The sequence below is a fragment of the Streptomyces sp. ISL-66 genome, assembly GCF_018614135.1.
In the GTDB taxonomy this organism is placed as follows: Bacteria; Actinomycetota; Actinomycetes; order Streptomycetales; family Streptomycetaceae; genus Streptomyces.
In genome coordinates, this window is sequence record NZ_JAGGOW010000027.1 from 59,923 (window position 1) to 83,116 (window position 23,194).

General features: G+C 71.0%; 21 protein-coding genes and 1 pseudogene. 13 read left to right on the forward strand and 9 right to left on the reverse strand.

What is annotated here, in order from left to right; translation table 11 throughout:
• The first annotated feature begins 104 nt into the window (after nucleotides 1-104).
• The 5 genes from uraD to J7E97_RS05420 all read left to right on the forward strand — a co-directional run bounded on the left by uraD (nucleotide 105) and on the right by J7E97_RS05420 (nucleotide 5,325).
• Nucleotides 105-620 carry a 2-oxo-4-hydroxy-4-carboxy-5-ureidoimidazoline decarboxylase gene (uraD, locus tag J7E97_RS05400; RefSeq protein WP_215022877.1) on the forward strand — a complete coding sequence of 172 codons (516 nt, stop codon included), beginning with the start codon at nucleotides 105-107 and terminating at the stop codon, nucleotides 618-620.
• Nucleotides 621-628: 8 nt separating this feature from the next.
• Nucleotides 629-1,018 (forward strand): hydroxyisourate hydrolase, encoded by a 390-nt coding sequence (uraH, locus tag J7E97_RS05405; protein ID WP_215022879.1) that lies wholly within the window; start codon nucleotides 629-631, stop codon nucleotides 1,016-1,018.
• A 1-nt stretch (nucleotide 1,019) separates the two neighbouring features.
• Complete coding sequence (gene pucL / locus J7E97_RS05410; protein WP_215022881.1) at nucleotides 1,020-1,943, forward strand: factor-independent urate hydroxylase; 924 nt, start codon at nucleotides 1,020-1,022, stop codon at nucleotides 1,941-1,943.
• Nucleotides 1,944-2,142: 199 nt separating this feature from the next.
• The gene (locus J7E97_RS05415; RefSeq protein WP_215022883.1) at nucleotides 2,143-3,546 is read left to right on the forward strand and encodes an 8-oxoguanine deaminase; all 1,404 of its coding nucleotides are present in this window, start codon (nucleotides 2,143-2,145) and stop codon (nucleotides 3,544-3,546) included.
• A gap of 393 nt (nucleotides 3,547-3,939) precedes the next feature.
• Nucleotides 3,940-5,325, forward strand: a complete 1,386-nt coding sequence (locus J7E97_RS05420) for a nucleobase:cation symporter-2 family protein (RefSeq protein ID WP_215022885.1) — start codon at nucleotides 3,940-3,942, stop codon at nucleotides 5,323-5,325.
• An 87-nt stretch (nucleotides 5,326-5,412) separates the two neighbouring features.
• On the opposite strand, the gene J7E97_RS05425 is transcribed toward J7E97_RS05420, so the two are convergent.
• From J7E97_RS05425 to J7E97_RS05440, 4 genes are all read right to left on the reverse strand, one after another.
• Nucleotides 5,413-5,697: a hypothetical protein gene (locus tag J7E97_RS05425; RefSeq protein WP_215022887.1), complete on the reverse strand. Its 285-nt coding sequence runs from the start codon at nucleotides 5,695-5,697 to the stop codon at nucleotides 5,413-5,415.
• Between the two features lie 44 nt (nucleotides 5,698-5,741).
• Nucleotides 5,742-6,935, reverse strand: coding sequence for a GDSL-type esterase/lipase family protein (locus tag J7E97_RS05430; protein ID WP_308346402.1), 1,194 nt, complete (start codon nucleotides 6,933-6,935; stop codon nucleotides 5,742-5,744).
• A 301-nt stretch (nucleotides 6,936-7,236) separates the two neighbouring features.
• The gene (gene aceB, locus J7E97_RS05435) at nucleotides 7,237-8,856 is read right to left on the reverse strand and encodes a malate synthase A (RefSeq protein ID WP_215022891.1); all 1,620 of its coding nucleotides are present in this window, start codon (nucleotides 8,854-8,856) and stop codon (nucleotides 7,237-7,239) included.
• A 274-nt stretch (nucleotides 8,857-9,130) separates the two neighbouring features.
• Nucleotides 9,131-9,712, reverse strand: a complete 582-nt coding sequence (locus tag J7E97_RS05440) for an NTP transferase domain-containing protein (RefSeq protein WP_215022929.1) — start codon at nucleotides 9,710-9,712, stop codon at nucleotides 9,131-9,133.
• 327 nt (nucleotides 9,713-10,039) lie between these two features.
• On the opposite strand from J7E97_RS05440, the gene J7E97_RS05445 reads away from it, so the two are divergent.
• Nucleotides 10,040-11,527: a PLP-dependent aminotransferase family protein gene (locus J7E97_RS05445; protein WP_215022893.1), complete on the forward strand. Its 1,488-nt coding sequence runs from the start codon at nucleotides 10,040-10,042 to the stop codon at nucleotides 11,525-11,527.
• Nucleotides 11,528-11,578: 51 nt separating this feature from the next.
• Here the strand turns inward: J7E97_RS05445 and J7E97_RS05450 are convergent, their stop codons facing one another.
• Together J7E97_RS05450 and J7E97_RS05455 are read right to left on the reverse strand one after the other, a co-directional pair.
• The gene (locus tag J7E97_RS05450; protein WP_215022895.1) at nucleotides 11,579-12,214 is read right to left on the reverse strand and encodes a response regulator transcription factor; all 636 of its coding nucleotides are present in this window, start codon (nucleotides 12,212-12,214) and stop codon (nucleotides 11,579-11,581) included.
• The gene (locus J7E97_RS05455) at nucleotides 12,211-13,623 is read right to left on the reverse strand and encodes a sensor histidine kinase (RefSeq protein WP_215022897.1); all 1,413 of its coding nucleotides are present in this window, start codon (nucleotides 13,621-13,623) and stop codon (nucleotides 12,211-12,213) included. Before J7E97_RS05455 ends, J7E97_RS05450 begins: the two co-directional genes overlap by 4 nt.
• 134 nt (nucleotides 13,624-13,757) lie before the next feature.
• Here J7E97_RS05455 and J7E97_RS05460 point away from each other — a divergent pair, with 134 nt between their 5' ends.
• Together J7E97_RS05460 and J7E97_RS05465 are read left to right on the forward strand one after the other, a co-directional pair.
• Nucleotides 13,758-14,876: an ABC transporter permease gene (locus J7E97_RS05460; protein ID WP_215022899.1), complete on the forward strand. Its 1,119-nt coding sequence runs from the start codon at nucleotides 13,758-13,760 to the stop codon at nucleotides 14,874-14,876.
• Entirely contained in the window at nucleotides 14,873-15,556 is a 684-nt protein-coding gene (locus tag J7E97_RS05465) for an ABC transporter ATP-binding protein (protein WP_215022901.1), read from the forward strand. Before J7E97_RS05460 ends, J7E97_RS05465 begins: the two co-directional genes overlap by 4 nt.
• Nucleotides 15,557-15,734: 178 nt before the next feature.
• Here J7E97_RS05465 and J7E97_RS05470 read toward each other — a convergent pair whose 3' ends face one another.
• Nucleotides 15,735-16,538: an IclR family transcriptional regulator gene (locus tag J7E97_RS05470; protein ID WP_215022903.1), complete on the reverse strand. Its 804-nt coding sequence runs from the start codon at nucleotides 16,536-16,538 to the stop codon at nucleotides 15,735-15,737.
• 336 nt (nucleotides 16,539-16,874) lie between these two features.
• On the opposite strand from J7E97_RS05470, the gene allB reads away from it, so the two are divergent.
• The 4 genes from allB to J7E97_RS05490 all read left to right on the forward strand — a co-directional run bounded on the left by allB (nucleotide 16,875) and on the right by J7E97_RS05490 (nucleotide 21,588).
• Complete coding sequence (gene allB / locus J7E97_RS05475) at nucleotides 16,875-18,209, forward strand: allantoinase AllB (protein WP_251053892.1); 1,335 nt, start codon at nucleotides 16,875-16,877, stop codon at nucleotides 18,207-18,209.
• A 2-nt stretch (nucleotides 18,210-18,211) separates the two neighbouring features.
• Complete coding sequence (alc, locus tag J7E97_RS05480; RefSeq protein WP_215022906.1) at nucleotides 18,212-19,330, forward strand: allantoicase; 1,119 nt, start codon at nucleotides 18,212-18,214, stop codon at nucleotides 19,328-19,330.
• A 501-nt stretch (nucleotides 19,331-19,831) separates the two neighbouring features.
• On the forward strand, nucleotides 19,832-20,449 hold the full coding sequence (locus J7E97_RS05485) for a dihydrofolate reductase family protein (protein WP_215022909.1): 618 nt from the start codon (nucleotides 19,832-19,834) through the stop codon (nucleotides 20,447-20,449).
• Between the two features lie 212 nt (nucleotides 20,450-20,661).
• Nucleotides 20,662-21,588: a DMT family transporter gene (locus J7E97_RS05490; RefSeq protein ID WP_308346404.1), complete on the forward strand. Its 927-nt coding sequence runs from the start codon at nucleotides 20,662-20,664 to the stop codon at nucleotides 21,586-21,588.
• Nucleotides 21,589-21,729: 141 nt separating this feature from the next.
• Here J7E97_RS05490 and J7E97_RS05495 read toward each other — a convergent pair whose 3' ends face one another.
• Nucleotides 21,730-22,287, reverse strand: coding sequence for a transposase (locus tag J7E97_RS05495; protein ID WP_215022916.1), 558 nt, complete (start codon nucleotides 22,285-22,287; stop codon nucleotides 21,730-21,732).
• A gap of 167 nt (nucleotides 22,288-22,454) precedes the next feature.
• The gene (locus J7E97_RS05500) at nucleotides 22,455-22,649 is read right to left on the reverse strand and encodes a hypothetical protein (protein ID WP_215022918.1); all 195 of its coding nucleotides are present in this window, start codon (nucleotides 22,647-22,649) and stop codon (nucleotides 22,455-22,457) included.
• 84 nt (nucleotides 22,650-22,733) lie between these two features.
• On the opposite strand from J7E97_RS05500, the pseudogene J7E97_RS05505 reads away from it, so the two are divergent.
• Nucleotides 22,734-23,194 (forward strand): annotated as a pseudogene (locus tag J7E97_RS05505) (transposase); the annotation flags it as partial.

A 23,194-nucleotide genomic window follows, 5' to 3' on the forward strand; every position in this document is an offset into this window, starting at 1 on the left:
GGCTTTTGTGTACGGGAAGTTTCAACAAAGTGTTGACGCCGTGTTGTCCAGGGCGTTAGCTATGCGCAGCCCGTCAAAGCAACAACAGGCCACGGAGGCCTACCGTGACTTCGAGTCCGACCCCGGGTCTCACCCGGTTCAACACCTTGGACGACAGCGCGGCCACGGCCGAACTGCACGAGGTGTGCGCCAGCTCGGCATGGGTGAGCAAGCTGCTCGCCCAGCGCCCCTTCACCAGCGTCGACACCCTGTTCTCCGCGAACGAGGCCGCCATGGCCGAGCTCACCGCCGAGGACCTGGCCGAGGCGATGGGAGGCCACGCGCCGATCGGCCGGCCGAAGCCGGGAGACCCGACCTCCGCCCGCGAGCAGCGTGGCATGGCCGGTGCCTCGGAGGAGCTCAAGACCGAGCTCCTCGAACTGAACCTGGCCTACCAGGACAAGTTCGGCCACGTCTTCCTCATCTGCGCCACCGGGGCGACCGGCGAGTTCATGAGGGACGCGGTCAAGGTCCGGATCGAGAACTCGCCGGAGCAGGAGCGCGAAATCGCTCGCGGCGAGCTCGTCAAGATCAACCGGATCCGCCTGACCCGTCTCGTGGAATCCGCGGAAGGAGAGTAAGACCGAGCATGAGCACTGAGACCACCGCGTCGGTGTCCACGCACATCCTGGACACCAGCATCGGGAAGCCCGCCGAAGGTGTCGCGATCTCCCTGTCGGCCCGTACGGGTCCGGGCGGCGAGTGGGCGGCCCTGGGCGGCTCCGCCACCGATGTGGACGGGCGCTGCAAGGACCTGCCGGCCCTGCCGGAGGGCACCACCCACGTACGTCTCGACTTCGAGACCGAGACGTACTTCTCAAAGAAGCAAGCCGAGGCGCAGCAGGACGCCCCCCGCGTAAGGGACAGCGGTGCGTTCTTCCCCGAGGTCACCATCACCTTCTCGGTGAACCCGGGCGAGCACTATCACGTACCGCTGCTGCTCAACCCGTTCGGCTACTCCGTTTACCGAGGGAGCTAGCATGGCCACGATTCTGGGCCAGAACCAGTACGGCAAGGCAGAGAACCGCGTCGTCAAGATCACGCGGGACGGCGACACCCACCACATCAAGGACCTGAACGTCTCGGTCGCCCTTTCGGGCGACATGGACGACGTCCACTACTCCGGCTCGAACGCCAACGTGCTTCCGACGGACACCACCAAGAACACGGTGTACGCGTTCGCCAAGGAGTACGGCATCGAGTCCGCCGAGCAGTTCGGCATCCACCTGGCGCGCTGGTTCGTCAACAGCCAGGAGCCGATCCAGAAGGCGCGCATCCGGATCGAGGAGTACTCCTGGTCCCGGATCGCCACCTCGGACGCGAACTCCAAGTTCATCGGCGCCGACGAGGTGAACCACTCCTTCGTCCGCGAGGGCATGGAGACCCGCGTCACCCAGATCACGTACGACGGCCAGAACTGGGAGGTCATCTCCGGCCTCAAGGACCTGGTCGTCATGAACTCCACGAACTCCGAGTTCTGGGGTTACGTGAAGGACAAGTACACGACGCTGAAGGAGGCCTACGACCGCATCCTGGCGACCCAGGTTTCGGCCCGCTGGCGCTTCAACTGGTCGGACGACGAGCAGCGGATGCCCAACTGGGAGAAGTCCTACGCCGAGACCCGCAAGCACATGCTCCAGGCCTTCGCGGAGACCTACTCCCTCTCGCTGCAGCAGACCCTGTACCAGATGGGTTCGCGTATCATCAACCACCGTTCGGAGATCGACGAGGTCCGCTTCTCGCTCCCGAACAAGCACCACTTCCTCGTCGACCTGGAGCCCTTCGGTCTCAAGAACGACAACGAGGTCTACTTCGCCGCGGACCGTCCGTACGGTCTGATCGAGGCGACGGTCCTGCGCGACGGTGTCGACGCCCGTATCCCCGTGGACATGACCAACCTCTGATGTGGCGGGCGCGTCCCGGGGCTCCGCAGTGGCCCCGGGACCGTGCGAAACCCTTCAGTACGTCCAACTTCCTGAATCGGCACCCGGACGCACCCCACGGGGCGGCAGTACTGTCAGCTGTCAAGGCCCCCGGCTCCGGCACTCAAATCCCCTGGGTTTTGCCGTGCCCGCACCGCCACTGAAAGCACGAGGAAGTCCCATGGCAGCATCGGCAGCCAATGACAGCGCCGTAGCGCGCATCGTCATCGAAAACTGTGCGATTGCAACCGTTGACGCGAACGACACCGAGTACGCCTCGGGCTACGTGGTCGTCGCCGGCAACAAGATCGAGTCGATCGGTGCGGGCAAAGCCCCCGAGAACCTCGGCAATGTGGTCCGCCGCATCGACGGCACGGGTCACCTCGTCACCCCGGGCCTGGTCAACACCCACCACCACTTCTACCAGTGGATCACCCGTGGACTGGCCACCGACCACAACCTCTTCAACTGGCTCGTCGCGCTGTACCCGACCTGGGCGCGCATCGACGAGCAGATGACGTACACGGCCGCGCAGGGCTCCCTCGGCGCGATGGCCAAGGGCGGCGTCACCACCGCCATGGACCACCACTACGTGTACCCCAAGGGCTCCGGCGACCTCTCCGGCTCGATCATCCGCGCCGCGTCCGAGATGGGCGTCCGCTTCACCCTCGCCCGCGGTTCCATGGACCGCAGCGTGAAGGACGGCGGCCTGCCGCCGGACCACGCCGTCGAGACCCTCGAAGGTGCGCTCGCCGACACCGAGGCGACCGTGAAGAAGTACCACGACGCCTCCTTCGACGCGATGACCCAGGTCGCCGTCGCCCCGTGCTCCCCCTTCTCGGTCTCCACCGAGCTGCTGAAGCAGGGCGCCGAGCTGGCCCGCCGCCTGGGTGTGCGCATGCACACGCACGGCTCGGAGACCGTCGAGGAAGAGCAGTTCTGCAAGGAACTGTTCGGCATGGGCCCGACCGACTACTTCGAGTCGACCGGCTGGCTCGGCGAGGACGTGTGGATGGCGCACAGCGTCCACATGAACGACTCCGACATCGCCGCCTTCGCCCGCACCAAGACCGGTGTCGCGCACTGCCCTTCCTCCAACGCCCGTCTGGCCGCCGGCATCGCCCGCGTCCCGGACATGCTCGCCGCCGGCGTCCCGGTCGGCCTCGGCGTGGACGGCACCGCCTCCAACGAGTCCGGTGAACTGCACACCGAACTGCGCAACGCGCTGCTGATCAACCGCCTGAACCCGGTCCACCGCGAGCGCGCCCTCAACGCGCGCCAGGCCCTGCGCCTCGGCACCTACGGCGGCGCCCAGGTCCTCGGCCGCGCCGACAACATCGGCTCGCTCGAAGTCGGCAAGTGCGCCGACCTCGTGATGTGGAACGTGAGCACGTTCCTGCACTCCTCGATCGCCGACCCGGTCACCGCGCTGGTCTTCGGTGCGGCGGCCCCGGTGACGGCCTCGTTCGTCAACGGCAAGCAGATCGTGGAGAACAACCGACTTCTCTTCGCCGACGAGGACGCGATCGCCGTGTCCACCCGGGAAGAGGCCCAGCGCCTCGCGCGGATCTCCGCGCAGGCCTGATCCCACGGAGTTCGGCCGGGGGGGACGGCCCCCGGCCGGCGGCCGCGGACCCGAGCGGGGTCCGCGGCAGTCGTTCCCGGGTAGCGCCCGAGGTTTTTCACCGAGGGCGCCCCGGGGGCGGTGACTCGTGCACCTTGCTGCGCAGCTCTCGCAACGCGCCACTGCCACGGCACTCCCAGCTCTTTTGCGCTTCCGGCAGCGACTGCGGGCGGTCCCCCGCCGACCGTCTGCCGCCACCGCGTGGAACCGACTCGGGCGAATCGTTTCCACACCGCTTGGGACACAGCACCCGGCACCACCCACAACTCCACAAAGGCTCGACTAGCACCGCTTTCGCACCACCTCCATGACACCCACGTCCCTGCCGACGTGTTTAACCGACCGGAGGAAGCCGTGGCCATAGCGCCCAGGTTTCGCAAAGACGCAGTCGCAGTACCGGAGGAGAAGCACCCGGTCGACGAGACCCTGCCTCCGCTGAAAATGTTCACGAGCGGCCTCCAGCACGTGGCCGCCATGTACGCGGGCGTGGTTGCCCCGCCCATGATCGTCGGCCCTGCCGTCGGCCTCTCGGCCACCGAGACCGCCTTCCTGATGGGGGCCTCGCTCTTCACCGCAGGGCTCGCCACCCTCCTCCAGACCCTCGGATTCTGGAAGATCGGCGCCAAGCTCCCCTTCGTCAACGGAGTTTCGTTCGCCGGCGTCACCCCGATGATCGCCATCGGCAAGGGGGAGGGGGACAACGCCATCCCCGTCATCTTCGGCGCGATCATCGTCGCCGGAGTCCTCGGCTTCTTCGCCGCCCCGTACTTCGGAAAGCTCGTCAGGTTCTTCCCGCCGGTCGTCACCGGTACGGTCATCACGCTCATCGGGGTCTCGCTGCTCCCGGTGGCCTTCAACTGGTCGCAGGGCGGCAACCGCACCGCCACCGACTACGGCTCGATGCAGAACATCGGCATGGCCGCCGTCACCCTCGCGATCGTCCTGCTGATGCGCAAGTTCCTGCGCGGCTTCCTCCAGCAGATCTCCATCCTGCTCGGCCTGGTCGCCGGCACGCTCATCGCCCTTCCGCTGGGCATGACCAGCTTCGACGCCGTCAAGAACGCCGACTTCGTCGGCTTCCCCACCCCCTTCCACTTCGGCGCCCCGCAGTTCCAGGTCGCCGCGATCATCTCGATGTGCATCGTGATGCTCGTGTGCATGACCGAGTCCACCGCCGACATCCTGGCCCTGGGCAAGATCGTGGGCCGCCCGGCGGACGCGAAGACCATCGAGGGCGGCCTGCGCGCCGACGCCCTCGGCAGCGCGGTCAGCCCGCTGTTCAACGGCTTCATGTGCAGCGCCTTCGCGCAGAACATCGGCCTGGTCGCCATGACCAAGGTGCGCAGCCGGTTCGTGGTCGCGGCCGGCGGCGGCATCCTCATCCTGCTGGGCCTGTGTCCGATGGCGGCCTCCGTCATCGGAGTGGTCCCGCTGCCCGTCCTCGGCGGCGCGGGCGTGGTCCTCTTCGGCTCGGTGGCCGCCAGCGGCATCCAGACGCTGGCCGGCGCGGCCATGGAGAAGGGCGAGAACGCCCTGATCGTCGCCGCGGCCCTCGGCATCGGCCTGATCCCGATCGCGGCCCCCGGTTTCTACCACGCCTTCCCGAAGGACCTGCTGGTCGTGCTCGACTCCGGCATCAGCACCGGCTGTGTCGTGGCCATCGCGCTGAACCTGGCCTTCAACCACCTCGGCGCCAAGAAGGGCGCGACCGTGAACCCGGACCCGGTGCCGGTGCACTGACCGGGCTCCGCCCGGCCGGAGCGCGGAGCGGCGGTGCGCACGTCACCCACTGCGGGTGTGACGTGCGCCCCGCCGCGTGCGGTCCGTTCAGCAGGTGGAGTGGAAGAGCCCGCCGACGCGCTCCGTCGCGGCCAACCGGTCCCGGTCCAGCCCGCCGACGGCGAGCGCCTCCGGTACGAACGCCTCGCTGATCGGGCACAACTCCCGGTAGAAGGTGTCCCGCTCGGGATCACGGGCCGTATACGAAGCGCCGTCCTGATGGCCGGCCACGGAGGCGCCGAAGCTGATCATCGAGTAGGGCCCCGGGGCGGGCCCGTCCGCCTCGATGTCGACGCAGATGCAGACGTTGGGGCGTGGAGTGCGGGTCGGCATGCCCGAGAGCATGCCGGCCCGCACCGAAGGGATCGCCCGAGTCATCAGGAGGCGGGGGTCAGGTACATCCCGCTCTGGTCCGTCCCGGCGGTGTTCTTGCAGCCGAAGCCGCTCGTCGCCGGCTGGGCCACGACCAGCGCCAGGCAGCGCCCGGCCGCCAGCTGACCGAAGTGGTTCGGGTGCATGGACTCCTGGACCAGCCCCTGCGTTTCGCTGCTGTCGATCCAGCGCGCCCACTCGCTCGTGTTCGCCGAGGCCGGAGCGGAAGAGGTCACCTGCTTGCTCGCCTTCGCGCAGACCTCGCGCCCCTGCATCATGTCCCGCAGGTCCAGGAACTGCGCGCCCTTGGCGGCGGCCACGCCCTTGAGGCGGTTGGCGATCTGCGGCACGAGGGAGTCCCTCGCCCAGTCCGAGTCCTTGTTCCAGAACGGGCAGCCGCCGGTGTTGAGCCGGCTCCAGTCGCTCTGCGTGTACCGGTTCTCCGCGCCGCGCGGGATCGGCGAGGGGTAGGACTGCAGCACGATCCGGTACGAGGAGTCGGTGTAGCTGGCGGCGCGCATGACGGCCCGCACCTCGTCGACGGACTTGCCGACGTTCGCCATCACGGCGTCGATCTTCCCGTTCACGCCCTCCTGCTGGTCGTCGTAGCAGTAGGAGTTCCAGAGGGCGAAGTCGTACGCGCACTCCTCGATGATGTCGGCGAAGCCGAGGTCGTTCCCGCCGATGGACAGCGCGATGACCTTGACGTTGTTGCTCGCGGCCACGGCGGCGAGCTGATCGGCCTGCGGGGCCTCGCCCTTGAAGGCGACGCCGCCGTTGGAGGTCCGGAACACGTTCTGCGAAACCGCTCCGGAGCAGGCGAGGTTGACGGCGACGTCGGCGATGGCCCCGGCGCTCCTCACCTCGGCGGAGTCCGACCGGTGGCACCCGCCCGCGGTGGCCCCGTACACCTTGCCGGGGTCGTAGCTGCTGCCGCTGACCCACGCCCGGTCCGTACCGGTCCGGTTCCCGGTGTTGGTCAGGCTGTTGCCCTTCCAGCGCCCGGCCTCGCCGGAGATGTAGCTGTCGCCCATGGACACCACGGCGGTGGGCCCGCTCCCCGGCCCGGCCACGGCCGGCCCGGCGCCCGCGGCCACCAGCGCCCCGGCGGCGAGCGGAAGCACCATGGCGATCCCGGCCAGTCGTCGCACTCGACTGCGGGCGGTCCGGTTCGTGCTGTCGTTGCGGAATCCGATCACTGCGGAACTCCTGCGGTCGGCCATGCGGAAGCCAGGAACAACTTCGCCGCATGGCTGGGTAAGTGGGGGTTACCTCCGGCCGGTGGCAACCGGAAACGTGCCACGCCGCGCGTTGTTACCGCTAGGTACAGGCAAGTTACGAACAAGTAACAACCGATCGGTGGTCGGCCCGGGACCACCTTCGCCAGGTCCCCGCCGCCCCGCGCCGCAGGGCGCGCGAACGACCGCGCCCCCGGAGCCGGATGGCTTCGGGGGCGCGGTCGGGATGCTCGGCTGCTGTGCGTTTCAGCCGAAGAAGGTGTCAGCCGACGAGCTGGTCGTACGCGGGGAGGGTGAGGAAGTCCGCGTAGTCCGCGTCCAGGGAGACCTGGAGGAGGAGGTCGTGGGCCTGCTGCCACTTGCCGGAGGCGAAGGCCTCCTCGCCGACCTCGGCGCGGATCGCGGCGAGTTCGGCGGCGGCGACCTCGCGGGCGAGGTCGGCGGTGGCGAGCCGGCCGTTCTCGAAGACCACGCCGGCGTTGATCCACTGCCAGATCTGCGAGCGCGAGATCTCGGCGGTGGCTGCGTCCTCCATCAGGCCGAAGATGCCGACGGCGCCGAGGCCGCGCAGCCAGGCCTCGATGTAGCGGATGCCGACCTGGACGGCGTTGCGCAGGCCCTCGTACGTGGGCTTCGCGTCCAGGGAGTCGATCGCGATGAGCTCGCCCGGGGCCACCGAGACGTCCTCGCGCAGCCGGTCCTTCTGGTTCGGCTTGTCGCCGAGGACCGCGTCGAAGGAGGCCATCGCGATCGGGACCAGGTCGGGGTGGGCGACCCAGGAGCCGTCGAAGCCGTCGCCGGCCTCGCGGTCCTTGTCGGCCTTGACCTTCTCGAAGGCGACCTTGTTGACTTCGGCGTCCTTGCGGGACGGGATGAAGGCCGCCATGCCGCCGATGGCGTGCGCGCCGCGCTTGTGGCAGGTCTTGACCAGCAGCTCGGTGTAGGCGCGCATGAAGGGGGCGGTCATCGTCACCGCGTTGCGGTCCGGGAGGACGAACTTCTCGCCGCCGTCACGGAAGTTCTTGACGATGGAGAAGAGGTAGTCCCAGCGGCCGGCGTTCAGGCCTGCCGCGTGGTCGCGGAGCTCGAAGAGGATCTCGTCCATCTCGTACGCGGCCGTGATGGTCTCGATCAGGACGGTCGCGCGGACCGTGCCCTGCGGGATGCCGACGTAGTCCTGGGCGAAGACGAAGATCTCGTTCCAGAGGCGCGCCTCGAGGTGCGACTCCGTCTTCGGCAGGTAGAAGTACGGGCCCTTGCCGAGCGCGATGAGGCGCTTGGCGTTGTGGAAGAAGTACAGGCCGAAGTCGACGAGCGAACCGGAGGCCGGGCCACCCTCGAACTGCAGGTGGCGCTCCTGGAGGTGCCAGCCGCGGGGGCGCATGACGACGGTGGCGAGCTCCTGCGCCGGCTTCAGCGCGTACGCCTTGCCCGTGCGGGGGTCGGTGAAGTCGATGCGGCGCTCGTAGGCGTCGATCAGGTTGAGCTGGCCGAGGACGACGTTCTCCCAGGTGGGAGCCGAGGCGTCCTCGAAGTCGGCGAGCCAGACCTTGGCGCCCGAGTTCAGGGCGTTGATGGTCATCTTGCGGTCCGTGGGACCGGTGATCTCCACACGGCGGTCGTTCAGCGCGGCCGGGGCCGGCGCCACCTTCCAGTCACCCTCGCGGACCTGTGCGGTGTCCGGGAGGAAGTCGAGGGAGGAAGTGCGGGCGATCTCGGCGCGGCGCTCACCGCGGAGGGCGAGGAGCTCGGCGCGCCGGGGGGCGAACCGCCGGTGGAGCTCGGCCACGAAGGCGAGAGCCGCTTCGGTGAGGACCTCGTCCTGCCGGGGCAGGGGCTCGGCGTCGACGATGGCCAGCGATGACGGCGCTGGTGCGGACATATCTGTCACTCCTTCAGCGGCGGTGCCTGGCGGCCGCGGGGGAATGCTCGCGCTGGACGGCACGCAGTGCCGTCGGGTGTGGAGAGTTCCGGATACGGTCGCGGGCGCCGTCTAGGGGATTCAGGGCGCTTCTGACCAGTGGATAGTAATTTCCTCATGGTGGAAGTTCAATGGTTTGTTGATGTCGAGATTCTCCGGGTCGACAGATTCCGCACGCCGGTGGCCCTCAGTGCCATCGCCGTCACTGCGTGCTCAAGCGGGGCTCCGGCCCGGCTCAGGCGAGTCGTGCCAGGTCGGGCGGCGTGTCGATGTCGAACGCCTCCGCGATGTCCCCGCACTCCACCAGCGTGAGCTCGGCCGCGTGCGCCGACAAGTGCACCCGTGCGCCCTTGTCACCCGTGGCCGTCGCCACGATGTCGGGCCACCGGTCCGAGCCGAACAGCACCGGGTGCCCGCGCTCCCCGTCGTAGGCCGCCGCGACCAGGCTCGCGGGGGAGCGGTAGGCCTCCCGGACCCGGGCCACCGCCTCCGGCCCGATGCCCGGCTGGTCCACCAGAGACACCAGGGCCGCGCGGGCGCCCGTACCGGCCAGCGAGGCGAGGCCGACCCGCAGGGAGGAGCCCATGCCCTCGGCCCAGTCCGGGTTGTCGGTCACCACGCACCCCCTCAGGTCCGCGCGCTCGCGCACCTCGGCCGCCGACGCGCCGAGCACCACGTGCAGCGGTCCGCAGCCCGCCTCGCGCAGCACCCGTACGGCGTTCTCCACCAGCGGGCGGCCCCGGTAGGGCAGCAGGGCCTTCGGGCGGCCACCGAGGCGCCGGCCGCCGCCGGCGGCGAGCAGCAGACCCGCGATCACCGGGGGAGCGGTGCCGTCGGCCGCTGGGGGGCGCTGCCCGTGGCGCCGCTCCTGCTCTCGCTCCTGCTCGTGCCGCTCGGGGTCTCGCTGCGCGCCGCTGTGGGGTGACATGTCAACGATTCTCGCTCGCGCCGCAGGAGACGCCGTACGGCGGCCAGCGCGTCCCTGACGCGCACGGGCTCGGCGATGCGGTTCTCGGCGGCGGCCAGCAGCGCCCGTTCGTCACGGTCGGTCAACATCGTGGAGACTCCTTGCCAATCGGGGGCCAATGCGGTCAGTCTTGTCCCCGATTGGCCTGGCTGGCAGAGCCAATCGGGGGAGGTTGGCATGGCAAACGGGCGAGTGGTCCACACGGCGGACAGGACGATCGGCAGCCGCCAGCTCGCGGCGCTGCTCCCGGCCGAGGTCCTGGCCCGCCCCGGCTACCGGGCGCTCGCCGACGCCGTCCGCATCCTGATCCTCGACGGCCGGATCGCCCTGCACGTGCGGCTGCCCGCCGAACGCGAGCTCGCCGAAGCCGTCGGCGCCAGCCGGGCCACCGTCACCGGCGCCTACGACCTGCTGCGCGAGAGCGGCTACGTCCGCAGCCGCCGCGGCTCCGGCACCTGGACCGAGCTCCCCGAAGGCCACCGCCCGGTCGGCGCGCACGCCATCCTCGGCGCAGGCGGGTACAACGTCGACGGAGACCCCGGCATCGACCTCGCCATCGCCGCCATGGGGGCCCCCGAAGCGGCCTTCGCCGACGCGGTGGCCCGAGCGGCGCCCAGGCTCCCGGAATTCGTCCGCCAGCCCGGCTACCACCCCTTCGGGCTCCCCGCCCTGCGCACCGCCATCGCCGACCGGTTCACCCGCCGCGGGCTGGCGACCCGGCCGGAGCAGATCCTCGTCACGGCGGGCGCGCAGCAGGCGTTCGCGCTGGTCGTGAGCCTGCTGTGCCAGCCCGGGGACCGGGTGATGACCGAGAACCCGACCTACGCCAACGCGCTGGACGCGCTGCGGCACGCACGGCTGCGCACCGGGTCGATCGCCGTCTCCGACGCGGGCTGGGACCTGGAGATCGCCGAGTCCACCCTGCGCCAGACCGTGCCGAGGCTCGCGTACGTCATCCCCGACTTCCACAACCCGACCGGCGCCCTGATGCCGCAGGAGCAGCGGCTGCGGCTGCTCGCCGCGACGCGGCGGACCGGGACCTGGCTGGTGGTCGACGAGACCATCGCCGACATCGCGCTCGACGTGCCGGCGCCCGCCCCGACGGCCTCGCTGGCGCCCCGGGGCGGAGCCGACCACGTGGTGACCATCGGGTCGCTGAGCAAGACGCACTGGGGCGGGCTGCGGGTCGGCTGGATCCGGGCCACCACCAAGATGATCGCGGAGCTCACGGCGGTACGGGTGGCGGCCGACATGACCGGATCGGTGCTCGACCAGCTGGTGGCACTGCCGCTGCTGGAGGGGCTGGAGCAGTCCCTGCCGGAGCGACTGGCACAGCTGCGGGCGCAGCGGGCGGCGCTGGTCGCTTCCCTGGAGCGGCACGCGCCCGAGTGGTCCTGGCAGGTGCCGCCCGGCGGGCTGTCGCTGTGGGTGGACCTGGGGGAACCGGTCAGCTCCGCGCTCGCGGAACGGGCGGCGGCGGCCGGGGTGCACATCGGCCGGGGCGCGCGGTTCGGGGTGGATCCCGGGACGTTCGAGCACCGGCTGCGGATCCCGTACACGCTGCCGGCGGACCGTCTGGACGAGGGCGTACGGAGGCTGGCGGCGGCCTTCCACGACGGAGTCCCGCTGCCGTCGGCGGTGGAACGGCCGCATTGGGTGGCGTAGGGCCGGGCGCCGCCGGCGGGCGGCGCCCGGCTTCGAGGTGAGCCCCGACGACTACGGCGTGCGGATCAGGCGGCGGGTGGCGGCCGCGGCCACCGCCGAGGTGCGGGAATCGACGCCGAGTTTGGCGTAGATGTGGACCAGGTGGGACTTGACGGTGGCCTGGCTCAGGAAGAGCTGCTTCGAGATCTGCTGGTTCGACAGGCCGTCCGCGACCAGCTGGAGCACCTCCAGCTCGCGCTTGGTCAGCGCTTCCGCGGGAGTCCGCATGCGGTCCATCAGGCGCAGCGCCACCGCCGGGGCCAGCGCCGACTGGCCCGCCGCCGCCGTGCGGACCGCCGCCGCGAGCTCCTCCGGCGGGGCGTCCTTGAGCAGGTAGCCCGAGGCGCCCGCCTCCACGGCCGCCAGGATGTCCGCGTCCGTGTCGTACGTGGTCAGGACCAGCACCCGCGGAGCCGAGGCGCCGGCCGTGATCAGGGCCGTGGCCGCCGAACCGTGCATGCCGGGTCCGGGGCCGAACTGGAGGTCCATCAGGACCACGTCGACAGCGGCGGACCCGGCCAGCTCCACGGCCCGTTCCGCCGTCGCCGCCTCCGCCACCACCTCGAAGTCCGGCTCCGTGTCCAGCACCGCGCGCAGCCCGGCCCGGACCACCGGATGGTCGTCGGCCAGGAGCAGCCGGATCGTCATGACAGGGCCTCCGCGGGCAAGGGCAGGGTGACGGCCACGGCGGTGCCCTGGCCGGGGGAGGACTCGACCGTGAACAGGCCGCGCAGCGTCTCGGCCCGCGAGCGCATCGCCGGCAGGCCGAATCCGCCCTCGCCCGAAGGCGCCAGGGGGTCCCTCCCAGCGGTAGCTGGGGGAGAGGGGTCGAAGCCCCGGCCGTCGTCGACGATGTCCAGCGTCACGGAGGTGTCCATGAAGGTCAGGGTGATCTCGGCGCGCCCCGCCCGCGCGTGCCGCACCACATTGGCCAGCGCCGACTGCGCGATCCGCAGCAGCGCCACCTCGTAGGGCGTGGGGAGGGGGCGGGCCGTGCCGCTCAGGGAGAACCGGACCCGGGGGCCCGGCGCCGCCGCGCAGAGCCGCTCCAGCGCGGCCGGGAGCGACCCGTGCTCCAGATCCGGAGGCGTGAGGGCCCGTACGAAGCGTCGCGCCTCGGCGAGGTTCTCCTGCGCGGCCCCGCGGGCCCGGGCGATGTGCGCCAGCGCGGCCGCCACGGAAGCGTCCGGCACCGCGGCGGCGGCACCCGCCGTGCCTGTCGGCCCCGCGGCGGCCGCCGTGCCCGCCGTGCCCGTTCCGGCCGCGCCCGCCGTGCCTTCGGAGAGCGTCCGCTCCGCCGCCCGCAGCAGCAACTGGATGGAGGAGAGCCCCTGCGCCAGGGTGTCGTGGATCTCGCGTGCCAGGCGCTCACGCTCCGCCAGGATCCCGGCGCCGCGCTCGGCCGCCGCCAGCTCGGCGCGTGTGGTGATGAGCTCCTCGATCAGCTCGCGCCGCCGCTCGCTCTCCCGGTACAGGGCCTGGTAACCCAGTACGGTCGCCACCGCCACCGCCCCTCCTAGCAGGGGTCCGAGGAACGTCCCGGGTGTCACCGCGCTGCTGTGCGCGAGGAAACCGGAGATCGCCGCGCACGCCGTCAGCGCGACGGCCGTCACCCCCCAGCGCAACCGCAGCAGGTGCAGCTCCAGGAAGTACAGCGGGAAGGCGATCCACAGCCCGTCGGGAGAGACCACGAGCAGTCCCCCCCAGGCCGCGCAGAGCCCGGCCAGCCACACCGCCCCGGCGCGCGGCGAGCGGCGCACCACGGGGGCCAGTACGCCCGTGACGTACACGGCGGCCAGCACGGCGCAGGCCGCGACCACCCAGCCCGCGCGCGGCGCCGAATCCGTGACGGCCCGCCCGGCGGCGAGCGCGAGCAGGCCGAAGAGCAGCGCGTGCAGACACAGCCGCAGGACGCGCGAGACGGGGGTGAGCGGCCGATCGCGGGCGGCGGCGGCGTTCGCGGGGGCGGAGGCGGCCGGGGAGGGTGTCGCGGACGGGGCCGGGGACGGGAACGGGCCGGGGGACGGGGCCGGGGTCGGTGCGGGGGGAGCAGTCATGGCCTGACCAGCGTAAGTCCGGGTCCGGCGGCCCCGGTCAACCAAAGGATTGATGTCTCCGTGCGCCCTTTGATACCAGGATCCCTCCTGGGGCGCGATGTCTTGTGTCCACGCGGAAGACCAAGGTGGGGAACATGTTCGTCGCATGGAGAGATCTACGTTTCGCCAAGGGCCGGTTCGCCCTGATGGGCTCGGTCGTACTGCTGATCACGCTGCTGGTCGGCCTGCTGTCCGGGCTCACCGCCGGCCTGGCCCGGGAGAACATCTCGGCCATCACCGGCCTGCCCTCCACCACCCGCCTCGCGTTCGCCGCGCCCACCGGGGACCAGAGGGTCTCCTTCTCCAACTCCCAAGTGCCCGAGAAGGCCTGGCTGGCCTGGCGCGAACAGCCGGGGGTGACTTCCGCGCAGCCGCTGGGCATCCGCACCACCAACGCCGTCTCCGGTGACCGCACCGCCGCCGTGTCCGCCTTCGGCGTGGATCCGACGGGACCCCTCGCCCCCGTCGGGAGCGGCCTCGCCCAGGGGCAGGTGGTCCTTACGGAGAAGGCCGCCGAGGAGCTCGGCCGGCTCGGCCCCGGCTCCCGGCTCAAGATCGGCCCGGTCGAGATGACCGTGGCCGCCGTCTCCGGCACCGCCGTCCACAGTCACACCCCGGTCGTCTGGATGGACCTGGGCGACTGGCAGCGCGTCGGCAACACCGGCACGTCCCTCGACACCCTCGCCACCGTCGTCGCCCTGGACGGGAAGGGCGGGAAGGCCGGGAAGGACGGCAAGGGCGGGGCCGACTGGGCGGCCGGCGACAAGGCGGCCGGCACCAAGGCCCTGACCGTCGACGAGGCGCTGGGCGCCATCGGCTCGTACACCTCCGAGAACGGCTCGCTCCAGCTGATGCGCGGCTTCCTCTTCGCCATCTCCGCCCTCGTCATCGGAGCCTTCTTCACGGTGTGGACGATCCAGCGCAGCGGGGACATCGCCGTCCTCAAGGCGCTGGGTGCCTCCACCGCGTACCTCCTGAAGGACGCGCTCGGGCAGGCCGTGGTCATGCTCGCGATCGGCACGGGCGCGGGCACCGCTCTCGCCGCCGGATTCGGCGCCCTGATCACAGGCGCGGACGTCCCCTTCGTCCTCGAGGCCGCGACGGTGCTGGTCCCGGCCGCCGTCATGATCGCGCTGGGTGCGCTGGGCGCGGCCCTGTCCATCCGGCGGATCACCGCCGTAGACCCCCTGACCGCACTCGGGAGCGCCCGATGACCCTGCTCGTCCACGACGTCACCCTCACCTATCCCGACGGCGGCACCCGCCTGACCGCCCTGGACTCGGTCCGCCTCGAGGTGCCCGCGGGCACCCTGACGGCCGTCATAGGACCCTCCGGCTCGGGCAAGTCCAGCCTGCTCGCCGTCGCGGCCACCCTGGTGACCCCCGATGCGGGACGGGTCGTCGTCGCGGGGCAGGACACCACGTCGCTCGGAGCCGCCGAGAAGTCGGCGCTGCGCCGCGAGAAGATCGGCATCGTCTTCCAGCAGCCGAACCTGCTGGCCTCGCTCACCGCCGCAGAGCAGCTCCAGGTCGTGGCGCACCTCTCCGGCCGCCCCTCGCGCACCCTGCGCCGCCGGGCCCTGGAGCTGCTGGACGCCGTGGGTCTGGCCGACAAGGCCGACAAGCGTCCGCACCAGCTCTCCGGGGGCCAGCGCCAGCGGATCAACATCGCCCGCGCCCTGATGAACGAGCCCGCCGTGCTCCTGGTGGACGAGCCGACCAGCGCCCTGGACCACGAGCGCGGCGCCGCCGTCCTCGACCTGCTGGTCACCCTCACCCGGGAGCGCTCCACCGCCACCGTCCTGGTCACCCACGACCACGCGCACCTGGAGCGCGCGGACCGCACCGCGGCGATGACGGACGGCCGCCTCACCCAGGGCGCCCCGGCCGCGTAGCCCCGTACGGGCAGAGGTCCCCGGCACCCCGGCGTACGCGACAGGCCCCGTACGCCCCTTCCGAGGGGGTGTACGGGGCCTGTCGCGTCGCGTACGGCGCCGTCGTAGAGGCGGGTACCTGGTAAGCCGCGGACGACTGGGCGAACCTTCCCGGTCAAGAGGGCCCTACGCGGGAGCCCTACGCGGGGCTCTGGCTCTGCAGAGCCACCGACAGCTCGGCGGCGACGCCCTGCAGGATCGGCACGAAGGACTCGGCCACCGCCTCGGTCACCCGGCCGGCGGGGCCGGAGATGGAGATCGCGGCGGCGGTCGGCGAGTTCGGGACGGATACCGCGAGGCAGCGGACTCCTATCTCCTGCTCGTTGTCGTCGACGGCGTAGCCCACCTTGCGGACCTGCTCCAGGGCGTCCAGGAAGCCCTCGGGCGTGGTGATGGTCTTCTCGGTCGCGGCCGGCATCCCGGTACGCGCCAGCAGGGCGCGCACCTCGTCCGCGGGGGTGTGGGCGAGCAGCGCCTTGCCCACGCCGGTGGAGTGCGGCAGCACGCGGCGGCCGACCTCGGTGAACATGCGCATGGAGTGCTTGGACGGCACCTGGGCGACGTAGACGATCTCGTCCCCGTCGAGCAGGGCCATGTTCGCCGTCTCCCCGGTCTCCTCGACGAGGCGGGCGAGGTAGGGGCGGGCCCAGGTGCCCAGGAGCCTCGAGGCGGACTCGCCGAGGCGGATCAGCCGGGGGCCGAGGGAGTACCGTCGGTTGGGCTGCTGTCGTACGTAGCCGCAGGCCACGAGGGTGCGCATGAGGCGATGGATGGTCGGCAGCGGCAGACCGCTGGCGGCGGAGAGCTCACTGAGGCCGACTTCGCCCCCTGCGTCGGCCATGCGTTCGAGCAGATCGAAGGCGCGCTCGAGGGACTGGACGCCACCGCTGGCGGCGGTGGGCTTGTTGGAGGCGTCGGTGGTGCTGGCGCTGGACGTCGGCACGGCGCGGTCCTTTCGGTGCTGGCAGGCAAGGAAGCAGCCTACCGGTCGGTCGGCGTCGGCCCTAGAGCCGGGGCAAGGCCGTCCCCGCCGGTCAGAGGCGGTTTGTCCCGGTGGTGGACGTCCTCGGGAAGTTACCCGCCCGGCCCCCGGTGGTGGTAGCTACATTCTGCATAGCGAAATCTTAATTCCATGTTGTGGAAACATCCAATTGCGGTCCAGGAGCGTCAGTGGTCCGTCCGGGTGCTCTTGACTGGTTCAGGATCGACGGGAAGACTCCGTCAACAGAACGTTGAATTTCGCTCTGTGGAAGTAGATGGGGAGGTTCCGGTGTCCGAGCTGGCTGTGGAACTGGTACTGCGCTCGACTCGCGTCATCACCCCCGAGGGGACGCGCGCCGCTTCGGTGGCCGTCGCCGGCGGGAAGATCGCGGCCGTGCTGCCGTACGGGGCCGAGGTACCGGCCGGTGCCCGGCTGGAGGACTTCGGCGACGACGTGCTCCTCCCCGGACTGGTCGACACTCACGTCCACGTGAACGACCCCGGTCGTACCGAGTGGGAAGGCTTCTGGACGGCCACCCGCGCCGCCGCGGCCGGTGGCATCACCACGATCCTCGACATGCCGCTGAACTCGCTGCCGCCGACCACCACGACCGCCAACCTGGTGGTCAAGCAGGAGGTCGCGCGCACCAAGGCGCACGTGGACATCGGCTTCTGGGGCGGCGCCCTGCCCGACAACGTCAAGGACCTGCGCCCGCTGCACGACGCCGGCGTCTTCGGCTTCAAGTGCTTCCTGTCGCCCTCCGGCGTGGAGGAGTTCCCCGAGCTCGACCAGGAGCAGCTGGCCGCCTCGCTCGCCGAGATCACCGGCTTCGGCGGCCTGATGATCGTGCACGCCGAGGACCCGCACCACCTTGAGTCCGCGCCGCAGAACCCCGGCCCCAAGTACGCCGACTTCCTGGCCTCCCGCCCCAAGGACGCCGAGAACACCGCGATCCAGAACCTGATCGACCAGGCGAAGCGACGAGACGCGCGCGTTCACGTACTGCACCTGTCCTCCTCCGACGCGCTGCCGCTGATCGCCGCGGCGAAGGCCGAGGGCGTGCGGATCACCGTCGAGTCCTGCCCGCACTTCCTCACCCTGACGGCCGAGGAAGTCCCTGACGGCGCCACCGAGTTCAAGTGCTGCCCGCCCATCCGCGAGTCCGCCAACCAGGACCTCCTGTGGGACGCGCTCGCCGACGGAACCATCGACTGCATCGTCTCCGACCACTCGCCCTCCACCGCGGACCTGAAGACCGGCGACTTCGCCACCGCGTGGGGCGGCATCTCCTCCCTCCAGCTGGGACTCCCGGCGATCTGGACCGAGGCGCGCCGCCGCGGCCGCTCCCTCGAGGACGTCGTCCGCTGGATGTCCGCCGCCCCGGCGGCCCTCGCCGGCCTGGCGCAGAAGGGCGCGATCGAAGTGGGCCGCGACGCCGACTTCGCGGTCCTGGCCCCCGAAGAAACGTTCACTGTGGACCCGGCCCACCTCCACCACCGCAACCAGGTCACGGCGTACGCGGGCAAGACCCTGCACGGTGTCGTGAAGTCCACCTGGCTGCGCGGCACGCAGATCGCCGACCACGGCACCCCGACCGAGCCCACGGGCCTCCTCCTCGAAAGGCAGAACTGACAGTGGCGATTCCCTCTTTCACCGGCAACGCGAACCCGTACGGAGGCGGCGACCCGTACGCGGACTACCGTACGGCGGACTTCCCGTTCACCCAGTACGCGAACCTCGCCGCCCGTGAGCTGGGCGCCGGTGTCACGTTCGCCAACGACGAGTTCTTCGCCCAGCGCGAGAACCTCCTCATCGCCGAGGCCGCGCACTTCGACCCCGAGCACTTCGGCCACAAGGGCAAGATCATGGACGGCTGGGAGACCCGCCGCCGCCGCGGCGTCTGCGCCACCCAGCCCTGGCCGACCCCCGAGGACCACGACTACGCCCTGGTGCGCCTCGGCGCCCCCGGCGTGATCCGCGGCATCGTCGTCGACACCGCCCACTTCCGCGGCAACATGCCGCAGGCCGTCTCCATCGAGGGCACCAACTGGGAAGGCGCCCTCGCGCCGACCCCGGAGGAGCTCCTCGGCGAGGACGTCAAGTGGACCGTGCTCGTCCCGCGCACCGCGGTCGGCGGCCACGCGGCCAACGGCTTCGAGGTCACCGCCGAACAGCGCTTCACGCATCTGCGCGTCAACCAGCACCCGGACGGTGGCATCGCCCGCCTGCGCGTGTACGGCGAGGTCGTCCCGGACCCCAAGTGGCTCGAGGCGCTCGGCTCGTTCGACGTGGTCGCGCTGGAGAACGGCGGCTCCGTACAGGACGCGTCCAACCGCTTCTACTCCCCGCCGACCAACACCATCAACCCGGGCCGCTCCCGCAAGATGGACGACGGCTGGGAGACCGCCCGTCGCCGTGACAACGGCAACGACTGGATCCGCTACCAGCTCGTCGCCGAATCCGAGATCCGCGCCGTCGAGATCGACACCGCCTACCTCAAGGGCAACTCGGCCGGCTGGGCCTCGCTGTCGATCAAGACCGGCGAGGAGGGCGAGTGGACGGAGTTCCTGCCGCGCACCCGCCTGCAGCCCGACACCAACCACCGCTTCGTACTCGACGCCCCGGCGGTCGGCACGCACGTCCGCATCGACATCTTCCCGGACGGCGGCTTCTCCCGCCTGCGCCTGTACGGCGCCCTGACCCAGACCGGCGCGGCCGCCCACGCCATCCGCCACCAGGAACTGAGCGGCTGACACCACCGGCTTCGGCACCACGGGGCGGAGCCGGGCGGCTGCCGCCGCCGGCTTCTGCACCACGGGGAGCCGCCCGCACCACGAGGAGCCGGGTGTCTGCCGCCACCCGCTTCCGCACCACGCTGACCGCCCCGGGGGCCGACACCCCCGGGCGCGTCCACCAGCCCGCAGGGGCGCACCACTTGGGGGTGCGCCCCTGCGGCGTTCCCGGCCGCGCCCGACCGGGCCGGACATGGTTGCGGTTGCGGTCAGCGGCTTTCCAGCGTCCGGGCTTGCGCCGGTGGAGGGTGCCCCCGCCATGCGCGCGGGTCTTGCGCTTCGGGGCGGTGATCGGGTGGCTCCTTCCCGGTGCTGTTGGGCGTAGTCGGTGAGCGCGTGGGTGGGCGCGGGTGGTGGTTGGTGGGGGCGAGGTGGGGGTTCTTCCGCGCGCCGGAGCGATGAGATGTGGGTGGGGCGGGAGTCTGGGTCTTGTAAGGACGGGCTAGTAAGGAGCGCGGAATCATGGGGAAGCTGACTCTCACCACCTTTTTGAGCCTCGACGGCGTGATGCAGGCGCCCGGGGGGCCGGACGAGGACCGGAGCGGAGGGTTCGAGTACGGCGGGTGGCTGGTGCCGTTCGCCGACGAGGGCATGGGGGAGTTCGTCACCGAGGTCTTCGGCCGGACCGGGGCCTTCCTGCTCGGGCGGCGGACCTACGAGATCTTCGCCTCGTACTGGCCGCAGCACGACGACCCCGCCGACCCGGTCGCGAGCAAGCTCAACCGACTGCCGAAGTACGTGGCCTCGACGACGCTCAAGGAGCCCGCCTGGGGCCCGGCCACCGTGATTGACGGGGAGCAGTTGCAATCAGAGGTCGTCCGGGCCAAGGACGGGCTGGAGGAGGGCAAGGAGCTGCAGGTGCACGGCAGTGGGCAGCTGGCCCAGTGGCTGTTGGCGCGGGACCTGGTCGACGAGCTGAACCTGCTGGTGTTCCCGGTGTTCCTCGGCGCGGGACGCCGGCTGTTCCCGACCGGTGCGCTGCCCACGGCGTACGAGCTGCTCTCCTCCCGCACCACCGGGAGCGGCACCGCCATCCACACCTACCGTCCGGCCGGCCGCGCCACCTTCGGTACCTTCTGACCGTCTGAGTGCCATCCGCGTCCCATCCGAGGCCCGTCCGAGCGGTGTCCGAGCGGTGACCGAGCGCCGCGTGGGCCCGTCTGAGCAGGGGGAACGGGGGCGGGCGGGTGGGACAACCCCCTCGACCGGGCGATCACGCTCCGGTAGCGTGGGGCCGCCCCGTGCGAGCCGCCGAAGTCTCCACCCGCCTCCTGCCGTTGGAGACAGACCCGGTGTCCACCGCCCCCGCTCCCGCCCTCGCCCCCGCGCCCCTGGCCGCCCCCCACCGGGCCTGGCTCGCCGATCTGCCGGTGCTGCTCGTCGCCGTCGTCTGGGGCGGCAGCTACCTCGCGGCCAAGGGGATCACCACCACCCACACCGTGATCGCGGTGCTCGTCCTGCGCTTCGCGCTGGTGCTGCCCGTCCTCGTCGTCGCCGGGTGGTCGCGGCTGCGCGCGCTCACCTCCGCCCAGCTGCGCGGCGCCGGGGCGCTGGGGCTCGTACTCGGCGGGATCTTCCTGCTGGAGACCTACGGGGTCGTCCACACGTCCGCCACCAATGCCGGGCTGATCATCAGCCTGACCATGATCTTCACCCCGCTCGCCGAGGCCGCCGTCCGCCGCAAGGCCCCCTCGGCGGGGTTCCTCGGCGCCGCGGCCGTGTCCGTCGGCGGAGTGGTGCTGCTGACCCAGGGCGCCGGCTTCACCACCCCCAGCCTCGGTGACCTGCTCATCCTCGGCGCCGCGCTCGCCCGGACCCTGCACGTGCTGCTCATGGCCCGGATCAAGGCCGTGCAGGAGGCCGACTCGCTCTCCCTCACCACCGTGCAGCTCGGGAGCGCCGTCGCCGTGTTCGCCGTACTGGCCGCACTGCCGGGCACCGGCGCGAGCCCCTGGGCGGCCGCCGCCGGGTTCGGACCCGCGCAGTGGGCCGGACTGGCCTTCCTGTCCGTCTTCTGCACCCTCTTCGCCTTCTTCGTGCAGATGTGGGCCGTACGCCGCACCTCGCCCTCCCGCGTCAGCCTGCTGCTCGGCACCGAACCGCTGTGGGCGGCCGCCGCGGGCATCGCCATCGGCGGCGAGCACCTGGGGACGGCCGGCCTCGCGGGCGTCGTCCTGGTGCTCGCCGGAACCGCCTGGGGCCGTCGCGCCGCCGCCTGACAGCGGGGCGTCTTCCCTCGGCCCGGGCCCCCTCCGCCGGGAGGGCGGGCCCGTCCTCCCGGCGGAGGGGGCCGTCCTCCCGATTGGCCGAAACCAGCTCGGCCCCGAGGTCAACCCCGGGTCTAAGAGCTGATCCGTAATTCATGCGCAGTCGATCTTGAGGTTGTGGAGTACCGCCACGGCCCGGCTGGTGTGGTTGATCGTGTCGCCGCGTCGGCGGTGCTGGCGTAGGACTTGGAAGTCCTTGAGGCGGGCGAGGCTGTGTTCGGCCCGTGCCCGCCGCTTCGCGAACGCCTTGCTCTTGTTGCGGCTGGTGATGACCTCGGGTGCGCTGCGGTATGCGCCGTCCCCGATGGTCAGCCGGTGTCCGGGGACCTGATCGGTCATGGTGGCACGGAAGACGATGATGTCGTTGCGGTTACCGGGCCAGGCGTCAGTAACGGCCATGACGCGCCGGTCGCGGGCGCGGAAGGTGAACTGGATGTTCACCGAGCGCCGGTAGTTCTTCGACTTCGCGGTGCGGGTCTGGTCGTGCAGGGGGATGAGCGTGCCGTCTACGACCCACAGGTCCGAGCGGTGTCCGTCGGGTGGGTCGAGGAGCCCCGCGATCAGGGGCGTGAGCCGGTCGAGGATGCGGTGCACGGTCGCGACGCCGATGCCGAAGAGGTCGGCGAGCTGACGGTTGGTGAGGTGCGCCACGCGGTGGCGGCACGCAGGACACGGTTGTCCAGCAGGAGGAACGCCTTGACCGGCAGGCCGGTCCAGCGCAGGAGGGATCGGAGGCGCAGGCTGACGACGCTGATCTTCGACACGAACGGACAGAACATCGCATGAGGTCAATTACTTCCCGGATGGGAAAAGGTCAGTTAATCGCCGCGCTTCGGGTGTTCCTCCCGCCAGGCGGCCAGCCGGTCAACCGGCCACAGCGGGGTGCGTCCGACGTAGACGGGGGCGGGGAAGTCGGCGCGGCTGCTGTTCAGGTTGTAGACGTGCTGAACGGTGACCTTGAGTTGCTCTGCTGCCTGTCGGGCGTCTGCATATCCGGGAATCATGGCTGCCATAACCCCATTCTACCTCGATCGTCATAGCTGAACTCATCACATAGTGTGTCGTAAGTCAACTCATTGTGAAGGGAGGTGACGGTCATGCAGGCTGCCCAGCCGCAGCGGAAGTTCCGGGGGAAGAACAGGGCCCCGAAGTGGACGAAGCCCGACGACGGGATGGTGTCGGTGATGGTGCTGCCCCTGGCCGTCACCGCCCCGGCCGACCTCGCCCGCGTGGAGAAGCTGTTCGGCGCGATGGGCTCCCTCAAGCGGGCCGTCCAGCGTGACGCCCGCTCAAAGGTCGATGCCTACTGGACCGCGTATCACGAGCGGAACGAGCAGGGCGCGAAGCCTGTCCGGCAGCGCTTGGGCCTGTCCCGCGAAGCGTTGGAGCGGTGCGCCTACAAGCACCTGGAAGACTCCGGGCACCTGGGGCACCACGCCTCGAAGGCCCTGGCCATGCACATGGCTGACGAGGTGTGGAACGGCGTGCAGCGGCACCTGTTCTCCGACGCCACGGGCAAGCGACACGGCCGCCCGGAGGTGGGCCGCTGGCACGACTT

Excerpts from the sequence above, each read along its gene's own strand:
- pucL (WP_215022881.1), top strand. The coding sequence starts at position 1,020 with ATGGCCACGATTCTGGGCCAGAACCAGTACGGCAAGGCAGAGAACCGC.
- J7E97_RS05485 (WP_215022909.1), top strand. The coding sequence starts at position 19,832 with ATGGGGAAGCTGACTCTCACCACCTTTTTGAGCCTCGACGGCGTGATG.
- J7E97_RS05455 (WP_215022897.1), bottom strand. The coding sequence starts at position 13,623 with ATGACTGCTCCCCCCGCACCGACCCCGGCCCCGTCCCCCGGCCCGTTC.
- J7E97_RS05425 (WP_215022887.1), bottom strand. The coding sequence starts at position 5,697 with ATGCCGACCCGCACTCCACGCCCCAACGTCTGCATCTGCGTCGACATC.
- aceB (WP_215022891.1), bottom strand. The coding sequence starts at position 8,856 with ATGTCCGCACCAGCGCCGTCATCGCTGGCCATCGTCGACGCCGAGCCC.
- J7E97_RS05500 (WP_215022918.1), bottom strand. The coding sequence starts at position 22,649 with ATGGCAGCCATGATTCCCGGATATGCAGACGCCCGACAGGCAGCAGAG.
- J7E97_RS05445 (WP_215022893.1), top strand. The coding sequence starts at position 10,040 with ATGGCAAACGGGCGAGTGGTCCACACGGCGGACAGGACGATCGGCAGC.
- uraH (WP_215022879.1), top strand. The coding sequence starts at position 629 with ATGAGCACTGAGACCACCGCGTCGGTGTCCACGCACATCCTGGACACC.
- J7E97_RS05465 (WP_215022901.1), top strand. The coding sequence starts at position 14,873 with ATGACCCTGCTCGTCCACGACGTCACCCTCACCTATCCCGACGGCGGC.
- J7E97_RS05450 (WP_215022895.1), bottom strand. The coding sequence starts at position 12,214 with ATGACGATCCGGCTGCTCCTGGCCGACGACCATCCGGTGGTCCGGGCC.
- J7E97_RS05415 (WP_215022883.1), top strand. The coding sequence starts at position 2,143 with ATGGCAGCATCGGCAGCCAATGACAGCGCCGTAGCGCGCATCGTCATC.
- J7E97_RS05460 (WP_215022899.1), top strand. The coding sequence starts at position 13,758 with ATGTTCGTCGCATGGAGAGATCTACGTTTCGCCAAGGGCCGGTTCGCC.